The organism is Streptomyces sp. NPDC001270, from assembly GCF_042896695.1.
Taxonomy (GTDB): Bacteria; Actinomycetota; Actinomycetes; order Streptomycetales; family Streptomycetaceae; genus Streptomyces.
The window spans coordinates 72,838-90,989 of the sequence record NZ_JBIAXM010000014.1 but is presented as its reverse complement, the minus strand read 5'-3'; the positions used below and the strand labels follow the sequence as shown (position 1 = coordinate 90,989).

The following is an 18,152-nucleotide window of genomic DNA, read 5'->3' as shown; positions in this document are numbered from 1 at the left end:
CGAGAGTACGAGCCGGACGCCACCCGGGCCTCCGGATATCCACAGCCGCCGTGTGTTCATATGACCGGACTGTCTTGGGGTGACCGGGTCAGGACCCCGCGAACCCGACCGGGTCAAGGCCGCCCGGGCCCGGTCAGCGCAGGCTGCGCACGTCCAGATGGCGGAGCACCCGGTCCACGATCTCCGGGTCCGCCCCCGGTTCGCTCCGCGCCGCCAGCACCTCGTGCCGTGCCGCGCTGAGCATCTCCGCGTAGATCCGCCGCAGCCGCCGTACCCGACGCACCCGTTTCTCATGCGCTTCCCGGCGTTCTTCCTCGCCGATGTCCGGGCTGATCCGCACACCGATCTCGAAGGCCCGCCGCAGCAACTGCTCGGCCTGCTCGTCCGGCAGTTCCTCGACGTCTTCGATCTCCTGCAACCGCCGCTTCGCCGCCCGGGCCGCCCGCACCGCCAGGTGTTTCTCGAACTCCTTCTCCCGCTGGGTGTCGGACCGCACCCCGAGCCGCTTCACCAGCCACGGCAGGGTCAGCCCCTGGAGCACCAGCGTCGCCAGGATCACCCCGAACGCGACGAACACGATCTCGTCCCGGTCGGGGAACGGGGAGCCGTCCGAGGTGGTCAGCGGAATGGCCAGGGCCAGCGCCACCGAGGCCACCCCGCGCATCCCCGACCACCACATGACGACGGTCTCCCGCAGCGAGGTCGGGATGTCCTCGTCGTAGTTCCGCAGCGCGTGCATCCGCTTGGTGAGCCAGGTGGCGGGCAGCAGCCACAACAGCCGCACGACCACCACGACTCCGACCACGGCGGCGGCCCAGCCGAGCAGTTCGGGCCAGCGCCCGGACGCGGTCCGGATCGCGTTGTGCAGTTCGAGCCCGATCAGTCCGAACGCGACCCCGGTGACGAGCGTGTCGACGATGTCCCAGAAGGCGTGCCCGGCGAGCCGGGTCATCACGTCGTCGGCATCGGCGGCGTACTCGGAGATGAACAGCGCGGTGGTGAGCACCGCCAGCACGCCGGAGCCGTGCAGCTTCTCCGCGAGTACGTACGACACGTACGGCACGAGCAGGGTCAGCCCGATCTGCAGGGTCGCGTCCCCGAGGACGTCCATCAGCTTGTTCGCGCCCCAGCCCAGGGCGAGACCCACGACGACGGCGACGACCGCCGACAGCACCAGGTCGAGCCCGGCCCGCCAGGGCGAGAAGGCGCCGCTGACGACGGCGGCGATCGCCACGTGGTACAGGACGATGGCGGTGACGTCGTTGAACAGCCCCTCGCCCTCCAGGATCGACACCAGCCGGCGCGGCAGCCCCAACTGTCCGGCGACCGCGGTGGCGGCGACCGGGTCGGGCGGGGCGACCAGCGCGCCCAGCGCCACCGCGGCGGCGATCGGCAGGCCGGGCACGATCGCGTTGGCGACGAACGCCACGGAGACGGTGGTGACGAACACCAGGGCCACGGCCAGCAGGAAGATGGGCCGCTTGTTGGCCGCGAACTGCCGCCAGGACGTCCGCCGCACCGCCGCGTACAGGAGCGGTGGCAGCAGGCCGGGCAGGATCAGCTCGGGCGGGATGTTCACGTTCGGGACGAAGTCGAGCAGCGAGAGGACGATCCCGAGCAGGGTCACCAGGATCGGCGCCGGCAGCCCGAGCCGGTCCCCGACGGGGACGCTGACCAGAGCCCCGAGCAGCAGAACGAACAACAGGGCCAACTGATCCAAGGCCGACGCTCCGGGAGTCGACGATCACACGACGGTGCTCAGCCTGCCATGTCCTCCCTCGTGCCCGTCCGCCGGACGCCCCGGCTACAGGACGCGCCGCATCCCCTGATGCGGGATCCCCGCCTCCAGGTACTCCGGCCCGTAGGGCACATAGCCCAGCCGCTCGTAGAAACCCTGGGCGTGCGTCTGGGCGTGCAGGTCGACCGCCGCAAGGCCACGCGCGCGTGCGGCTTCCTCGATGGCCCGCACCAGGGCGACGCCGATGCCGAGCCCGCGCGCTTCCCGCCGGACGGCGAGCCGCCCCAGCGAGCCGAGCGTCGGGTCACCGCCGGTCTTCCCGGCTGCCCGGGCGCCGTACAGCAGCCGGCCGGTGCCGAGCGGCACCCCGTCCGCGCGGACCGCCAGGACGTGCACGGCGACGGCGTCGTACGCGTCGTACTCGATGTCCTCCGGGACGCCCTGTTCGGCGACGAAGACCTCCTTGCGCACCGCGAAGCAGGCTTCCAGGTCCGCCGGGTCCTCGGCGGTGCGCACCTCGTGGCCGGCGCTCACGCGTAGGTCTCCTCACGGACCCGGTCCAGCGCCTGTTGCAGGTCGTCGGGGTAGTCGCTGGCGAACTCGACCCACTTGCCGTCCCCGGGGTGCTCGAAGCCGAGCCGTACGGCGTGCAGCCACTGGCGGCCGAGGCACAGCCGCTTGGCGAGCGTGGGGTCGGCGCCGTAGGTCAGGTCGCCGACGCAGGGGTGGCGGTGGGCGGCCATGTGGACGCGGATCTGGTGGGTGCGGCCGGTCTCCAGCTTCACGTCGAGCAGGGAGGCCGCGCGGAACGCCTCGATGAGGTCGTAGTGCGTGACGGAGGGCTTTCCGTCGGCGGTGACCGCCCACTTGTAGTCGTGGTTGGGGTGGCGGCCGATGGGGGCGTCGATGGTGCCGCTCGTCGGGTCCGGGTGGCCCTGGACCAGCGTGTGGTACCGCTTGTCGACCGTGCGCTCCTTGAACTGGCGCTTGAGCGACGTGTACGCGTACTCGGACTTGGCGACCACCATCAGGCCCGAGGTGCCGACGTCGAGGCGGTGCACGATGCCCTGGCGTTCGGCCGCGCCGGAGGTGGAGATCCGGTAGCCGGCGGCGGCGAGGCCGCCGATGACCGTCGGCCCGCTCCAGCCCGGCGACGGGTGGGCGGCGACACCGACGGGCTTGACGATCACGACGACATCCTCGTCGTCGTGCACGATCTCCATGCCCTCGACCGGCTCGGCGACCACCTGCACCGGGGCGGGCGCCTGCGGCATCTCGACCTCCAGCCAGGCCCCGCCGCGCACCCGCTCGGACTTGCCGACCACCGCGCCGTCGACCTGCACCTTGCCCGCCGCGGCCAGCTCGGCCGCCTTGGTGCGGGAGAAGCCGAACATGCGGGAGATGGCGGCGTCGACGCGCTCGCCCTCCAGGCCGTCGGGCACGGGCAGGGTACGGATCTCGGGAATCGTGCTCACGCGTCGAGTATGCCGGACGGGTCCGACAGCCTCGTACGAGATCCGCGGGCCCGTGCCGCCGGGACCCCCTCGGCCGGGGACCCGGGTCCGCGGCCCGGCCGGTGCGGTCAGTCCCGGTGGACGGTGCCGTCCGGGTCGAGGCCGCGGAAGGACAGCAGCACGATCAGGATGCCACCGCAGACGATCGCCGAGTCCGCCAGGTTGAACACCGCGAATCCCTTGGGCGCGATGAAGTCGACGACCTCGCCCTTGAAGACCCCCGGTGAGCGGAAGATCCGGTCGGTGAGGTTGCCGAACGCGCCGCCGAGCAGCAGGCCGAGCGCGATCGCCCAGGGCAGGCTGTAGAGCTTGCGGGCCAGGCGGACGATCACCACGACGACGGCCGCCGCAATCACGGTGAAGATGATCGTGAACGCCTGTCCGATGCCGAAGGCGGCGCCGGCGTTGCGGATCGCGTTGAACTCCAGCCAGTCCCCGATGACCTCGATCGGCGGGTGGTGCTCCAGCTTCGCGACCACGATCATCTTGCTGACCAGGTCGAGGGCGTACGCGAAGACGGCCACCGCGAACAGCACGGCGAGCCTGCGACGACGGGGCCGCTCGGCGGGGATGTCCTGTTCGTCCGCTCCGGCCGTCAGCTCATCGCTGTCGTCCGGGGTGTCCGGCGTACCGATGATGCGCTCCGCCTCTGCCACGTGAGTCCCTCAGCCTAGGTACCTGACTGGGACGAGACTACGGCACGCCGCCGACACCCCGTGCTCTCAGTAGCGGCGTTCCTGCTTCTGTTTGCACTCGACGCACAGGGTGGCCCGGGGGAAGGCTTGCATCCGGGCCTTCCCGATGGGGTCGCCGCAGTTCTCGCACAGTCCGTAGGTGCCCGCGTCCAGCCGTCGCAGGGCGCGCTCGGTCTGGATGAGCATCTCGCGCGCGTTGGCGGCCAGCGCCATCTCGTGCTCGCGCGTGATGTTCTTGGTCCCGGTGTCCGCCTGGTCGTCGCCCGCGCCGTCCCCGGAGTCGCGCATCAGGCCCACCAGGGACGCCTCGGAGGAGCTGATCTCGTTGCGCAGCCGCTCGTCCTCGGACAGCAGCTCCGCGCGGGCCTCCTCGACCTCCTCGGGTGTCCAGGGGTCCTCGCCCGGGCGGACCGCGAGCGCACCGGGTTCCGCCACCGCGGCCACCCGTGCCTTGGGGACGGCGGTCTTGGCCGCCGTGGCCGTGCCAGGAGTCTTCTTCGCAACCACCGTCGTGGCTCCCGTCTGCTTCGCGGCCTGCGCCGCGCCCGCTTTCTTGGCCGTGCTCTTCCTGCCCGTGCCCTTGGCGGTGTCCTTCGCGGAGCCGCCCTCCTCGGCCGCCGTCCGCCCGGCGGCCGCGCCCCTGGCCGCCGCCTTCCGGCCGGTGTCCTTCCCTGCGACCGCGCCCTTCTCCCTCTGAGCGACCGCGTCCTTCTGGGGCGCCATCGATGCCGCCTTCTTGCCGACCGCGGTCTTCCGGGCCGGCTTCCCGGGCGCCGCCCTCTTCGCGGCCTGCTCCCCGGGAGCCGCCGCCGTCCCGGCAGCCGGCGCCTCCTCGGCGACCGCTTTCCTGCCGACCGCCCTCTTGTTGTCGACCTTGTCGATCGCCTTCTTGTCGACCGCCTTCCTGCCGACCGTCTCCTGCACGGCGGCCGTCTCCGCGGCCGCCTCCCCGGGAACGGCCTTCGCGGCAACGGCGTTCCCGGCGGCGGTGCTCCTGGGGACCCGCGTGGCGGCCGAGTCCCCGGCAGCAGACTCCTTGGCGGCCGTCTTCTGAGCTGCTGCCTTCTGAGTTGCTGCCTTCTGAGCTGCTGCCTTCTTCGTGACGGCCTTCCCCGCCGTCCGCTGCCGCGCGGGAGCCTTCCCGGAAGGTTCCGTCGCTCCGGCGGTCTCCCCGGCGGGGGAGGTCACGACCACCGCGTCGGCCGCCTTTTTCGAGGGCGCCCGGTTCGACGCGGGCGGCTTCTTCGCGGTCCGTCCCTGTGCGCTCTTCTTGCTCCTCGTGCCCTTCGCCGGGCCGCCGGACGCGGCCCCGGCGACGGCCCGGGACCTGCCCGATGCCGACTGCCGTACGGCGCTCTTTTTCGCCACCATGGCCGCGGCCCCTTCACATATTGTGACCTTGCTCGCGAATCGTGCTGGGACGATAAATCGACTTGAGTCCCGCGGCAACGGGGCACGCCGCCCGATCCGCCCGCCCCGCGACCCCCGCGCAGCAAGCCTTCATGCGTTGTGCCCAGCTCTCCGCCGGGTAATCCGCTGAGCCGGGCATCCCAGGATACGAACACCCGTACCTCTCCATTCGGGTCATCTCACCACTAGCCGGGGTCCCTCGCCACCGGTGGCGAGGGACCCCGGCCCGAAATCGGTCGGCCGCTGTCCCTGGAGCGCCGTACACTGGGCGGAGCGAAAAGCGTGGATGGGGACGAGTAGCGGCGTACGCAGCCCAGAGCGACCCGGGGACGGTGGAAGCCCGGGGGCGAGCGCGACGTGAAGATCACCCCGGAGCCGCCGGAAGAAAGCCGCCAAGGATCCGCGGCGGCGAGTAGAACCGGCATCGCGACCCAATGAGGGGGCTCACCGGCGTGTCCGTCGCACCGGGGGCCAAGGAGGGTGGTACCGCGGGAGCGCGCCGCACATGGCGTCGACAGGCCAGAAGGCTCTCGTCCCTCCGACGGAAGGCAGCAAGTTCCGTTGGAGGAAGCTCGCAGATGACAGCGCCGACCTACCGCCAGGTACCCGCCCAGGTCGACCTGCCCGTGCTGGAGCACGGGGTGCTCGACTTCTGGCGTGAGCAGAAGATCTTCGCCAAGAGCCTGGAGCAGTCCGAGGGCCGCCCCGAGTGGGTTTTCTACGAAGGCCCGCCCACCGCCAACGGCATGCCCGGCGCGCACCACATCGAGGCCCGCGTCTTCAAGGACGTCTTCCCCCGCTTCCGCACCATGCGCGGCTACCACGTGGGCCGCAAGGCGGGCTGGGACTGCCACGGCCTCCCGGTGGAGCTGGCGGTCGAGAAAGAGCTGGGCTTCTCCGGCAAGCAGGACATCGAGGCGTACGGCATCGCCGAGTTCAACGCCAAGTGCCGCGAGTCCGTGCTGCGGCACACCGACGCCTTCTCCGACCTGACGACCCGCATGGGCTACTGGGTCGACCTGGACGACGCCTACGTCACGATGGACCCCGAGTACATCGAATCGGTCTGGTGGTCGCTGAAGGAGATCTTCGGCAAGGGGCTGCTGGTCCAGGACCACCGCGTCGCCCCCTGGTGCCCGCGGTGCGGCACGGGCCTGTCGGACCACGAGCTGGCCCAGGGCTACGAGACGGTCGTCGACCCGTCCGTCTACGTCCGCTTCCCCCTCACCTCCGGCCCCCTCGCGGGCGAGGCCGCGCTCCTGGTGTGGACGACCACCCCCTGGACCCTGGTCTCCAACACGGCGGTCGCCGCGCACCCCGAGGTCACCTACGTCGTCGCGACCGACGGCGAGGAGCAGCTGGTCGTCGCCGAGCCGCTGCTCGCCCAGGCGCTCGGCGAGGGCTGGCGGGCCACGGGCCGGACCTTCACCGGCGCCGAGATGGAGCGCTGGACGTACGAGCGGCCCTTCGGGCTGGTGGACTTCTCGGAGTTCTCGCAGCCCGCCCACTACGTGGTGAACGCCGAGTACGTGACGACCGAGGACGGTACGGGACTGGTGCACCAGTCCCCCGCCTTCGGTGAGGACGACCTGAGGGTGAGCCGTGCCTACGGCCTGCCGGTGGTGAACCCGGTCCGCCCGGACGGCACCTTCGCGGAGGACGTCCCGCTGGTCGGCGGCGTCTTCTTCAAGAAGGCCGACGAAACGCTCACCGAGGACCTGCGCGCACGTGGTCTCCTCTTCCGCCACCTGCCCTACGAGCACAGCTATCCGCACTGCTGGCGCTGCCACACCGCGCTGCTCTACTACGCACAGCCGTCCTGGTACATCCGCACCACTGCGGTCAAGGACCGGCTCCTGGAGGAGAACGAGAAGACCAACTGGTTCCCGGACACGGTCAAGCACGGCCGGTACGGCGACTGGCTGAACAACAACATCGACTGGGCGCTGTCCCGCAACCGCTACTGGGGGACCCCGCTGCCCATCTGGCGCTGCGCGGACGACCACCTCACCTGTGTCGGCTCCCGGGCCGAACTCACCGAGCTGACCGGCACCGACCAGTCGGGCCTCGACCCGCACCGCCCGTTCATCGACGAGGTCACCTTCGCCTGCCCCGAGTGCGGCGAGCAGGCCACGCGCGTGCCCGAGGTCATCGACGCCTGGTACGACTCGGGCTCGATGCCGTTCGCGCAGTGGGGCTACCCGTACAAGAACAAGGAGCTGTTCGAGAGCCGGTACCCGGCCCAGTTCATCTCCGAGGCGATCGACCAGACCCGTGGCTGGTTCTACACGCTGATGGCGATCGGCACGCTGGTCTTCGACAAGTCGTCGTACGAGAACGTGGTCTGTCTCGGCCACATCCTCGCCGAGGACGGCCGCAAGATGTCCAAGCACCTGGGCAACATCCTCCAGCCGATCCCGCTCATGGACCGGCACGGCGCCGACGCGGTGCGCTGGTTCATGGCGGCCGGCGGTTCGCCGTGGGCGGCCCGCCGCGTGGGGCACGGCACCATCCAGGAGGTCGTCCGCAAGACGCTCCTCACCTACTGGAACACGGTCGCCTTCCAGGCCCTGTACGCGCGCACGTCCGACTGGGCGCCGTCCGCCGCCGACCCGGCCCCGGCCGACCGCCCGGTGCTGGACCGCTGGCTGCTCTCCGAACTGCACGCGCTCACCGACCAGGTGACCCAGTCCCTGGAGGCGTACGACACCCAGCGGGCCGGCAAGCTGCTGTCCGCGTTCGTCGACGACCTCTCGAACTGGTACGTCCGCCGCTCGCGCCGCCGCTTCTGGCAGGGCGACAAGGCCGCGCTGCGCACCCTGCACGAGGTCGTCGAGACGGTGACGAAGCTGATGGCCCCGCTGACCCCGTTCATCACGGAGCGGGTCTGGCAGGACCTGATCGTGCCGGTCACCCCGGACGCGCCCGAGTCGGTGCACCTGGCGTCCTGGCCCGAGGCGGAGCTGTCCGCGATCGACCCGGAGCTGTCGAAGCAGATGGTCCTGGTCCGCCGGCTGGTGGAGCTGGGCCGCGCCACGCGCGCGGAGTCGGGCGTCAAGACCCGGCAGCCGTTGTCCCGGGCGCTGGTCGCGGTCGTGGGTTTCGACTCGCTCGACCCCGAGCTGCACACGCAGATCACCGACGAGCTGAACGTCAGCTCCCTGGCCTCGCTCTCCGAGGTCGGCGGTTCCCTCGTCGACACGACGGCGAAGGCGAACTTCCGCGCGCTGGGCAAGCGGTTCGGCAAGCGCGTCCAGGACGTGGCCAGGGCCATCGCGAACGCCGACGCGGCGGCGCTGTCCCTGGCCCTGCGCGAAGGTACCGCGTCCGTGGAGGTCGACGGCGAGACGGTCACCCTGGCCCCGGACGAGGTGATCATCACGGAGACGCCGCGCGAAGGCTGGTCGGTGGCCTCGGACTCGGGGGCGACCGTGGCGCTCGACCTGGAGATCACGGAGGAGTTGCGTCAGGCGGGTCTCGCCCGTGACGCGATCCGGCTGATCCAGGAGGCCCGCAAGAACAGCGGCCTCGACGTGGCCGACCGGATCGCGCTGCGCTGGACCTCGACCGACCCCGCCGTCATCGCGGCGCTGTCCGAGCACACCGGCCTGATCGCGGACGAGGTCCTGGCCACGGACTTCGGCCAGGGCGAGGCGGGCGACTCCTACGGTGAGCCGTTCACCGACGAGGGGCTGTCGCTGACCTTCCGTCTGCGCAAGGCGTAGCGCGTACCGGTCCCCGGATTCGGTTCCGGGGACGTCCGGACACGGCACGCGAGGGCCCGGCTCCCCGACGGGAGCCGGGCCCTCGCCGTCCCGGACGGCTGCGGTGAACACACCGGAGCGGGCCGGATCGAACCGATGTCCTGCCGGCTGCGGTCGCCGACCGGGCGTTCCTTCGGCGTTGCGTCCGCCGGACACGTGCCCCGCCCCCGAACACACACCCCCCGAAAGCCAGGAACCCGCAACGCACAAGGGCGGGGCTCCGGATCGGAATCCGGAGCCCCGCCCTAGTGAACGCGACCGACGTCTACGGCGTACTACCTACCGTGCGGCGGCCCTCAGTTGTCGTCCTCGTCGATGAGGAACCCGCGCATCGGCGAGGGAGCCTGGCCCATGGGACCGGGGCCCTGCGGACGGACGGGAGCCATCGGCTGGGTCATCGCCGGGGACATCTGCTGCTGACCGCCGTAGGACGGCGCGGGCGGCGCGGGCGGACCGCCCATCGTCTGGTTGCCGCCGTAGGACGGGGCACCGGCACCGGCCGGGGCCATGGAGGGCGCCGGGGACGGCGGCAGCGACGCGGCGGCCGGGGTGCGCGGCGGGGCCAGCGAGTCGTCGGCCTGCGTCTCCAGCTGGCGCAGCTGCGACTCCAGGTACGACTTCAGTCGCGTACGGTACTCGCGCTCGAAGCCGCGCAGGTCCTCGACCTTGCGCTCCAGCGTGGCGCGGGCGGACTCCAGGGAGCCCATGGCGACGCGGTGCTTCTCCTGCGCGTCCCGCTCCAGGGCGTCGGCCTTGGCACGCGCGTCACGCTCCAAGCCCTCGGCGCGGCTGCGGGCCTCGCCGACGATCTTGTTCGCCTCGGAGCGGGCCTCGGCGATCGCCTGGTCGGCGGTCTGCTGGGCCAGCGAGAGGACACGGGCGGCACTGTCGCCGCCGGGGCCCTGACCGGGGCCGCCCATCGGGCCGCCACCCTGACCGGGGCCACCCATCGGACCGCCCATGGGCCCGCCCATCGGGCCACCCATCTGCTGCTGCATGGGGGGCTGGCCACCCATCTGCTGCTGCATGGGGGGCTGGCCACCCATCGGGCCCTGACCCATCGGCCCCTGACCCATCGGCCCCTGACCCATCGGGCCGGGGCCCTGCTGACCCGGTCCCTGCGGGCCGGGACCCTGAGCACCGGGTCCGGCGGGCAGCTGCGGGGCACCGCTCGGCAGCTGGGGCGGGCCACCCATGGGGCCACCCATCTGCTGCTGCGGCGGGCCCGATATGCCGGCGGGCACCGGAGCGCCGGGACCTCGCATGCCCTGTTGCTGGTCCGGTTCCGGAGGCTTGCGCATGTTCTGCTGGTTCTGGGCGGCGGCACGCGTGGCGGCCGCCAGCTTGGCGCGCAGGTCCTCGTTCTCACGGAGCAGACGGGTCAACTCGGCTTCGACCTCGTCGAGGAAGGCATCGACCTCGTCCTCGTCATAGCCTTCTCGGAGGCGGACGGTCGTGAACTGCTTGTTCCGCACGTCCTCGGGGGTCAACGGCATCTCTTCACCTCAACGTAGTCGTCGGCTTCGGCAAGACGGTAGTTCACATCGCTCACAGCCGACTCACGATCGCGATCAGGATGTAGACGATGATCATCAGTACGAAGAAGGACAGGTCGAGCGCCACGCCCCCGAGACGCAGCGGCGGGATGAACCGCCGCAGAAGCTTGAGCGGTGGATCGGTGACAGTGTAGGTGGCCTCCAGAATGACCACCATCGCCTTGCCGGGTTGCCACGAGCGGGCGAACTGGAAGACGTAGTCCATGACCAACCGGAAGATGAGCACGATGAGGAAGCACATCAACGCGATGTAGATCACGTCCAGGAACACACTCATGATCCGTGCTTCCCTCTCCCCTGTTCCGCGCCGCTGTCCGGTGTTGTGTCTCAGCTCTGGTTGAAGAACCCGCCCTCTGCGATTCGGGCCTTGTCCTCCGCCGTGACATCGACGTTAGCAGGAGACAACAGGAACACCTTCTGCGTCACCCGCTCGATGCTGCCATGAAGACCAAACACCAATCCCGCGGCAAAGTCGACAAGTCGCTTCGCGTCTGTGTCGTCCATCTCAGTCAGATTCATGATCACCGGGGTGCCCTCACGGAAGTGTTCCCCGATGGTACGGGCCTCGTTGTAGGTCCTGGGGTGCAACGTGGTGATCCGGTAAGGCTCTCGTTCCGACACGACCTTGGGCATGATCACCGGTGCGTTCTTCTCCAGGGACTGACGTTCTTGTGTGATGGACGCCACGGGCGCGATGCGCGCAGGACGCCCGGATTCCGCGGATAGCGAAGCGGAATGGGACACCGGTTCGCGTGGTGCCGGTGGCTGCAGCACGCGTGCCGATTCGTCCCTTTGGGACTGATGTGACCCGTGCGACTGGTGTGACGGCTCGTGCCGTCGGTGGTCCCGCTCCGGCTCCGGGTCCAGTTCGGGCTCGAAGTCGTCGTCGGGGTCGAATCCCCGGCCGTCGTACCCATCGTCCTCCACGAGGCCGAGGTAGACCGCCATCTTGCGCATCGCGCCGGCCATGCTCTGAGTCCTCCGCTCTGTGGTGGATCGACTGACGACTGCCAAGTGCCTGCGATCCACGAGGTCGTTGCGCCGCCTTTCGACGACATTGACCATATTTTCTGCTGTGGTCCGACTTCTTGGCGACGTTACCCGAGCCTGGGGCGGACTCCGAGTACCGAGGTGCCGACGCGCACATGTGTCGCCCCGGCGGCCACGGCCTGTTCGAGGTCCGCACTCATCCCCGCTGACACCATGTTCGCAGCCGGATGGGCTCGACGCAGGTCGGTCGACAAAACCATCAACCGATCGAACGCCGCTCGTTGACGCCCCGCGTACTGGCCGGTGAGCGGGGCGACGGTCATCAGCCCGTCGAGTCGCAGCCCCGGAGCACCGGCGACGAGATCGGCCAACTCTTCGATTCCACCCGGCGCCACGCCGCCGCGCTCGCCACCGGCCGCTCCCCCGGCCGGTGACACCGGTGCCGCCGGGCCCGTCGGGTCCGCCGCGTCGAGCGCGACCTGGATGAGGCAGCCCACCTCGCGCCCGGTGCGCACGGCCTCCTTCGAGAGCGCCGCGACGAGCCGGGAACGGTCGACGGACTGCACAACATCCGCGTAACCGACCACGGAGCGCACCTTGTTGGTCTGCAACTGACCGACGAAGTGCCAGGTGAGAGGCAGGTCCGAACAGGCGGCGGCCTTGGGCGCGGCGTCCTGGTCACGGTTCTCGGCCACGTGCCGCACACCGAGGTGCGAGAGGATCCGCACATCGCTCGCCGGGTAGGTCTTGGTGACCACGATCAGGGTCACCTCCTCCCGCGCGCGCCCGGCCGCCGTGCACGCCGCGGCGATCCGTTCCTCCACTTTCGCCAGATTTGCGGCGAGTTCAGCCTTACGGTCCGTCATGCCCTATCAGTCCAGCCACACATAGCCCGCGAGCCGCCCAGTGGTGCGATCGCGGCGGTACGAGAAGTGATCGTCCGACTCCAGCGTGCACACCGGTGACTGCGCCCGATCGCGCACCCCGAGCCGTTCGAGCTGTGCGTGCACGCCGGCGCTCACGTCGACCGCCGGTGTGCCCCAGCTCGTCTCGGAGTGCGCCGCCGGTTCGGTGGCACAGACGTCGGCACGCATCGCCTCCGGTACCTCGTAGCACCGGCCGCAGACCGCGGGTCCGGTGCGGGCGACGATCCGGGCGGGATCCGCGCCCAGCTCCATCATCGCCCGGACCGCGGCGGGCACCACCCCGGCGACCAGGCCGGGCCGGCCCGCGTGGGCCGCGGCGGCGACACGGGCGACGGGGTCAGCGAGCAGGACCGGTGTGCAGTCCGCGGTGAGCACGGCGAGCGCGAGTCCGGGCCGTACCGTGACGATCGCGTCGACCTCCGGCACCGGATTGTCCGCCCACGGACCGTCGACCACCGCGACCCCGGCGCCGTGCACCTGGTTCATCCAGACCACCCGCGCCGGGTCGATGCCGAGCGACTTGGCGGCCAGTTCGCGGTTCGTGCGTACGGCGGCCGGGTCGTCGCCGACCGCGCCGCCGAGATTCAGCTCCTCGTACGGAACGGCGCTCACCCCGCCCCACCTGTCGGTGAAAGCGAAGTGCGCGCCGTTCTCGGTGTCGCGCTGTCCTATCACTTCAGGAAGTCCGGCACGTCCAGCTCCTCGGCCGCGCTGTCCGCGTAGGTCCGCGGCGCCGGCGGCACCGGCGGCGCGACCGGGGGCTCGCTGACCGGGACGGGCGCGGGCTCCGCCTCCTCCTTCGGGGTCACGCTGCCCAGCGAGCCGAAGGACGGGCGGCTCTCGGGCTGCCGCGCCGGAGCGGGTTCCTCGCGGCGGCCCGCGGAGGCCGAGCCGAGGGCGTTGTCCCGGCGGGCCGGCGGCTGGCCGCCGTCGAAGCCGGCCGCGATCACCGTGACCCGCACCTCGTCGCCGAGGGCGTCGTCGATGACCGCGCCGAAGATGATGTTGGCCTCGGGGTGGGCCGCCTCGCTGACCAGCTGGGCGGCCTCGTTGATCTCGAACAGTCCGAGGTCGGAGCCGCCGGAGATGGAGAGCAGCACGCCCCGGGCGCCGTCGATGGAGGCTTCCAGCAGCGGCGAGGAGATCGCCATCTCGGCCGCGGCCACCGCGCGGTCGTCGCCGCGGGCCGAGCCGATGCCCATGAGGGCGCTGCCGGCCTCGGACATGACCGACTTCACGTCGGCGAAGTCGAGGTTGATCAGGCCGGGCGTGGTGATCAGGTCGGTGATGCCCTGGACACCGGAGAGCAGCACCTGGTCGGCGGACTTGAAGGCGTCGAGCACCGAGACCTGGCGGTCCGAGATGGACAGCAGCCGGTCGTTCGGAATGACGATGAGGGTGTCGACCTCTTCGCGGAGTTCGGCGATGCCGTCCTCGGCCTGGTTCGCGCGGCGCCGCCCCTCGAAGGTGAACGGGCGGGTGACCACGCCGATGGTGAGGGCGCCGAGGGAGCGCGCGATGTTGGCCACGACGGGCGCGCCGCCGGTGCCGGTGCCGCCGCCTTCGCCGGCCGTCACGAAGACCATGTCGGCCCCCTTGAGGACCTCCTCGATCTCCTCGCGGTGATCCTCTGCGGCCTTGCGGCCGACGGCCGGATTGGCGCCGGCGCCGAGTCCGCGGGTGAGTTCGCGGCCGACGTCGAGCTTGACGTCGGCGTCGCTCATCAACAGCGCCTGAGCGTCGGTGTTGATGGCGATGAACTCGACGCCCTTGAGACCGACTTCGATCATCCGGTTGATGGCATTGACACCACCGCCGCCGACACCGATGACTTTGATGACTGCGAGGTAGTTCTGCGGTGCTGCCACGTCGAAGGCCTCTCGCCTCGATTACGTGTCGCCGCCTCGCGATCCTGCCGCGAGCCGACGACTGATGCCGAATGGGACGGTCCGAACGCCGACCCGAACCCTAACCCTGAAGTTTAGGGTTACCAGTGTGCCTGTTCCTTGGACTCTTCCGAACAGGACACTAAGTCGACAAGTGGCGCACGTTCAACGAACACGCCGAACCTCCCGTTTTTCTTTTCACCCTATGTGATCAGCCGTAGCAGTGCCCACCCAGGGTGCTGGCCTGCGCTGATGTACGTCAACTTGCTGCTGACGCGGGTGCGGTGGGGACCGTGACGTCGAAGTGCCGCGCATCCGGTGCGGCTTTCAGGAGGGCGGTGAGCGCGCGGGACTTCGCCCGGCCGTTCTCGGCACTTCCCCACACGACCGTGCGCCCCCCGCTCAACTCCAGGGAGATGGCGTCGTAGGAAGCGACCTTGACGGTCCGGGTGGTGTGCGCGACGGCGGCCGGAATGTCGGCGGCGACCCGCACCGCGGCGCGCACGACGGCGGCGGTGCCGAAACGCCGCAGACTCGCGGCGGCCGAACCCGATCGGGACAGCGCCAATTCCAGTGCGGGAACGCCTTTCGGTGCCCGGGGAACCGTGGCGAAACGGACACCCTCCGCATCCACTTCGACGAACTCCGCGCCCTTCTTCATGACCAGAACCGGAGTGCGTTCGGTCACCTTCAGCGTGATGGTGTGCGGCCATGAGCGGGAGACGTCGACCGTGTCAATTCGCGGCAGTTTCCGGCGGAGTCGGGCCTCGATCGCGTCGATGTCGACCGACACCATCGGCCCCCCGACCGGAACCGCGGCGGCCGAGCGCACCTGCTCGGGCGTCAGCACCCGCGTCCCGGAGACGGAGACCCGGTCCGTGCGCAGCCACGACGATCCGTACAACAGCCAGACGCAACAGGCCCCGAGGAGTACGACGGCCACGGCCAGGATGACGATCCTACGAAGGCGGCGTTTCCTCAACAGGCGGGCGGGCGGCGGGCCGGACGACTCCTGCTGGCGTTCACCGCGCTCGGCGGTGCTCGGTCCGGCCACGCACGTTCCCTTTCCTGGCTCGGTTCGCCTCCGGGGCGCCTGAGCGGGTGCAGGGTGCGATCGTGCTCGATCCTGCGCGCCCGCGCGCGTTCGCGCTCCCGGCACCGGCGCGTCCCTCCGGCTCACTCGCCGATGCTAGTGCCGGTGCGCGGCGATGGCCTCGTACACCATGCCGACGAGCAGGTCGTCGGCGTCCCGGCGGCCGAACTCGCTCGCGGCGCGGGACATCTCGTACAGCCGGTGCGGATCGGCGAGCACGGGCAGCACGTTCTGCTGCACCCACTCGGGCGTGAGTTCCGCGTCGTCGACGAGGAGCCCGCCACCGGCCTTCACCACCGGCTGGGCGTTCAGGCGCTGTTCGCCGTTGCCGATCGGCAGCGGGACGTAGGCGGCCGGGAGCCCGACGGCGGAGAGTTCGGCGACGGTCATCGCGCCCGCGCGGCAGAGCATCATGTCGGCCGCCGCGTACGCGAGGTCCATCCGATCCAGGTAACTTACCGGGATATAGGGGGGCATTCCCGGCATCTGCTGGACGTACGGCAGCTCGTTCTTCGGGCCGACCGCGTGCAGGATCTGGACGCCGGCCTGCTGGAGCCAGGGGGCGACCTGCTGGACCACCTCGTTGAGGCGGCGGGCGCCCTGCGAGCCGCCGGAGACGAGCAGCGTGGGCAGGTTGGGGTCGAGGCCGAACCGGGCGCGGGCCTCCGGGCGCGCGGCGGCCCGGTCCAGCGTGGCGATGGAACGGCGCAGCGGGATGCCGATGTAGCGGGCCCCGCGCAGCTTGCTGTCCGGGGTGGAGACGGCGACCTGGGCCGCGTACCGGGAGCCGATCTTGTTGGCCAGACCGGGCCGGGCGTTGGCCTCGTGGATCACGATCGGCACGCCGAGCCGCTTGGCCGCCAGGTAGCCGGGCAGGGCGACGTAGCCGCCGAAGCCGACGACGGCGTCCGCCTTGGTGCGCTCCATGATCTGCTCGGCCGCCTTGATGGTGCCGCGCAGCCTGCCCGGGACGGTGATCAGCTCGGGGGTGGGCTTGCGCGGCAGTGGTACCGCCGGGATCAGCGCCAGCTCGTAGCCGCGCTCGGGGACGAGCGTGGTCTCCAGGCCGCGCTCCGTGCCCAGGGCCGTGATCCCCACGGTCGGGTCCTGCCTGCGCAAGGCGTCCGCGAGGGCGAGCGCGGGCTCGATGTGGCCCGCGGTACCCCCGCCGGCGAGTACGACATGCACCGAAATTCACCGCTCTCCGGACGGACGCGCCGCAGGGGCACGCCGTCGCATCGTGTTCCATCTCCGAGGCTGCCGGCCGAGACCGGAGCCCCTCGCCCGCTTTCTACCAAAGCGAGGTTGCCGCGCCGCAAGCGCTGCCCGCGCAGCGGGGTCGTCGCGCGCGAAGGCGATCAGCAGCCCGATGGCGAACATGGTCGGCAGCAGGGCGGACCCTCCGTAGGAGAACAGCGGGAGGGGGACGCCGGCGATCGGCAGCAGGCCGAGCACCGCACCGATGTTGATCACTGCCTGGGCGGTGATCCAGCTGGTCACGCCTCCCGCGGCATACCTCACGAAGGGGTCCTCCGTGCGTCCGGCCACGCGGATACCCGCATAGCCTAGAGCCGCGAAGAGGGCCAGCACCGACAGTGTCCCCGCGAGGCCCAGTTCCTCACCGGTGACGGCGAAGATGAAGTCGGTGTGGGCTTCGGGGAGTTGGCCCCATTTTTCCACACTGGCGCCGAGGCCGGAGCCGAAGAGTCCGCCGGAGGCGAGGGCGTAGATGCCGTGCACGGCCTGGTAGCAGTCGACGGTGCCCGACACGGGTTCGGTGGCGCCGATGCAGGCGAGCCGGTTCATCCGGTTGTCGCTCGTCTTGATGAGGATCACCCCGAGCGTAGCGGCGATCGACAGTACGCCGACGAACAGCCTGGTCGGCGCCCCCGCGAGCCACAGCAGTCCGAACAGGATCGCCGTCAGGATGATCGCCGTCCCCATGTCCCCGCCGAGCATGATCAGCCCGAGCAGCAGGAAGGCGACCGGGACGAGCGGCACCAGCATGTGCTTCCACTGCGCCAGCAGCTTCTTGTCCTGCTTGCGCGCGATCAGGTCGGCGCCCCACAGCACCAGCGCGAGCTTGCCGAACTCGCTCGGCTGGATCTGGAACGAGCCGCCGAGGGAGATCCAGTTCTGGTTGCCGTTGACCGACATCCCTATCCCCGGCACCTGCACCAGGGCCATGAAGAAGACGGCGCCCGCGAGGATCGGGTAGGCCAGCGCCCGGTGCAGCTTCACCGGCATGCGGGCGGCGGCGAACATCAGCGCGCCGCCGATGACGGCGGCCAGGAACTGCTTGCGGAAGAAGTACGACCCCGGCAGCGCCAGCTGCAACGCCTTGATCTGGGAGGCCGAGTAGACCATCACCAGGCCGAGCACGGTGATCAGCAGGCTGCCGCCGAGGATCAGGTAGTACGCGGTGAGCGGCCGGTCCCAGGCCTTCTTCAGACGCCTGCGCAGGCGGCGCACCGGATGGTCCCGGTACGACACGGAGGGCGTGGGCCGCCGCACGGACCGCTGCAAGGGAGGACGGCCCGTACGGCTACCGGACATCACCGGCTCCTGCCCGGCCGCGGG

At 70.7% G+C, this 18,152-nt stretch carries 15 protein-coding genes; 1 reads left to right on the top strand and 14 read right to left on the bottom strand.

The genetic code is table 11. The features are described 5' to 3' along the window. Positions 1–133: 133 nt before the first annotated feature. The 5 genes from ACFY2B_RS23935 to ACFY2B_RS23915 form a co-directional block, all read right to left on the bottom strand. The gene (locus ACFY2B_RS23935) at positions 134–1,720 is read right to left on the bottom strand and encodes a Na+/H+ antiporter (RefSeq protein WP_390765118.1); all 1,587 of its coding nucleotides are present in this window, start codon (positions 1,718–1,720) and stop codon (positions 134–136) included. 84 nt (positions 1,721–1,804) lie between these two features. After that, complete coding sequence (locus ACFY2B_RS23930; protein ID WP_390765117.1) at positions 1,805–2,272, bottom strand: GNAT family N-acetyltransferase; 468 nt, start codon at positions 2,270–2,272, stop codon at positions 1,805–1,807. Then, the gene (locus ACFY2B_RS23925; RefSeq protein WP_390765116.1) at positions 2,269–3,213 is read right to left on the bottom strand and encodes an RluA family pseudouridine synthase; all 945 of its coding nucleotides are present in this window, start codon (positions 3,211–3,213) and stop codon (positions 2,269–2,271) included. Before ACFY2B_RS23925 ends, ACFY2B_RS23930 begins: the two co-directional genes overlap by 4 nt. Before the next feature lie 107 nt (positions 3,214–3,320). Beyond that, entirely contained in the window at positions 3,321–3,908 is a 588-nt protein-coding gene (gene lspA / locus ACFY2B_RS23920; protein ID WP_390765115.1) for a signal peptidase II, read from the bottom strand. 66 nt (positions 3,909–3,974) lie between these two features. Then, positions 3,975–5,318, bottom strand: a complete 1,344-nt coding sequence (locus ACFY2B_RS23915; RefSeq protein ID WP_390765114.1) for a TraR/DksA family transcriptional regulator — start codon at positions 5,316–5,318, stop codon at positions 3,975–3,977. Positions 5,319–5,935: 617 nt separating this feature from the next. Here ACFY2B_RS23915 and ileS point away from each other — a divergent pair. Continuing rightward, positions 5,936–9,082, top strand: coding sequence for an isoleucine--tRNA ligase (ileS, locus tag ACFY2B_RS23910; RefSeq protein WP_390765113.1), 3,147 nt, complete (start codon positions 5,936–5,938; stop codon positions 9,080–9,082). Positions 9,083–9,417: 335 nt separating this feature from the next. Here the strand turns inward: ileS and ACFY2B_RS23905 are convergent, their stop codons facing one another. From ACFY2B_RS23905 to ftsW, 9 genes are all read right to left on the bottom strand, one after another. After that, on the bottom strand, positions 9,418–10,617 hold the full coding sequence (locus tag ACFY2B_RS23905) for a DivIVA domain-containing protein (RefSeq protein ID WP_390765112.1): 1,200 nt from the start codon (positions 10,615–10,617) through the stop codon (positions 9,418–9,420). 52 nt (positions 10,618–10,669) lie between these two features. Then, positions 10,670–10,954, bottom strand: coding sequence for a YggT family protein (locus tag ACFY2B_RS23900; RefSeq protein WP_376537246.1), 285 nt, complete (start codon positions 10,952–10,954; stop codon positions 10,670–10,672). Between the two features lie 50 nt (positions 10,955–11,004). Continuing rightward, on the bottom strand, positions 11,005–11,646 hold the full coding sequence (locus ACFY2B_RS23895; protein WP_376537244.1) for a cell division protein SepF: 642 nt from the start codon (positions 11,644–11,646) through the stop codon (positions 11,005–11,007). Positions 11,647–11,774: 128 nt separating this feature from the next. After that, on the bottom strand, positions 11,775–12,533 hold the full coding sequence (locus ACFY2B_RS23890; protein ID WP_390765111.1) for a YggS family pyridoxal phosphate enzyme: 759 nt from the start codon (positions 12,531–12,533) through the stop codon (positions 11,775–11,777). A gap of 6 nt (positions 12,534–12,539) precedes the next feature. After that, a complete protein-coding gene (gene pgeF / locus ACFY2B_RS23885) occupies positions 12,540–13,268 on the bottom strand; it encodes a peptidoglycan editing factor PgeF (protein WP_390765110.1) in 729 nt (242 codons plus the stop codon). Next, entirely contained in the window at positions 13,265–14,461 is a 1,197-nt protein-coding gene (ftsZ, locus tag ACFY2B_RS23880; protein WP_390765109.1) for a cell division protein FtsZ, read from the bottom strand. Before ftsZ ends, pgeF begins: the two co-directional genes overlap by 4 nt. 277 nt (positions 14,462–14,738) lie before the next feature. Further along, positions 14,739–15,533, bottom strand: a complete 795-nt coding sequence (locus ACFY2B_RS23875) for a cell division protein FtsQ/DivIB (RefSeq protein ID WP_390765108.1) — start codon at positions 15,531–15,533, stop codon at positions 14,739–14,741. A 135-nt stretch (positions 15,534–15,668) separates the two neighbouring features. Continuing rightward, a complete protein-coding gene (murG, locus tag ACFY2B_RS23870) occupies positions 15,669–16,760 on the bottom strand; it encodes an undecaprenyldiphospho-muramoylpentapeptide beta-N-acetylglucosaminyltransferase (protein ID WP_376537234.1) in 1,092 nt (363 codons plus the stop codon). Between the two features lie 6 nt (positions 16,761–16,766). Then, entirely contained in the window at positions 16,767–18,128 is a 1,362-nt protein-coding gene (gene ftsW / locus ACFY2B_RS23865; protein ID WP_390765107.1) for a putative lipid II flippase FtsW, read from the bottom strand. Between the last annotated feature and the right edge of the window lie 24 nt (positions 18,129–18,152).

Coding starts and splice junctions, on each gene's coding strand:
- ACFY2B_RS23905 (WP_390765112.1), bottom strand. CDS start 10,617: ATGCCGTTGACCCCCGAGGACGTGCGGAACAAGCAGTTCACGACCGTC.
- ACFY2B_RS23890 (WP_390765111.1), bottom strand. CDS start 12,533: ATGACGGACCGTAAGGCTGAACTCGCCGCAAATCTGGCGAAAGTGGAG.
- ACFY2B_RS23900 (WP_376537246.1), bottom strand. CDS start 10,954: ATGAGTGTGTTCCTGGACGTGATCTACATCGCGTTGATGTGCTTCCTC.
- ftsW (WP_390765107.1), bottom strand. CDS start 18,128: ATGTCCGGTAGCCGTACGGGCCGTCCTCCCTTGCAGCGGTCCGTGCGG.
- ACFY2B_RS23915 (WP_390765114.1), bottom strand. CDS start 5,318: ATGGTGGCGAAAAAGAGCGCCGTACGGCAGTCGGCATCGGGCAGGTCC.
- ACFY2B_RS23895 (WP_376537244.1), bottom strand. CDS start 11,646: ATGGCCGGCGCGATGCGCAAGATGGCGGTCTACCTCGGCCTCGTGGAG.
- ileS (WP_390765113.1), top strand. CDS start 5,936: ATGACAGCGCCGACCTACCGCCAGGTACCCGCCCAGGTCGACCTGCCC.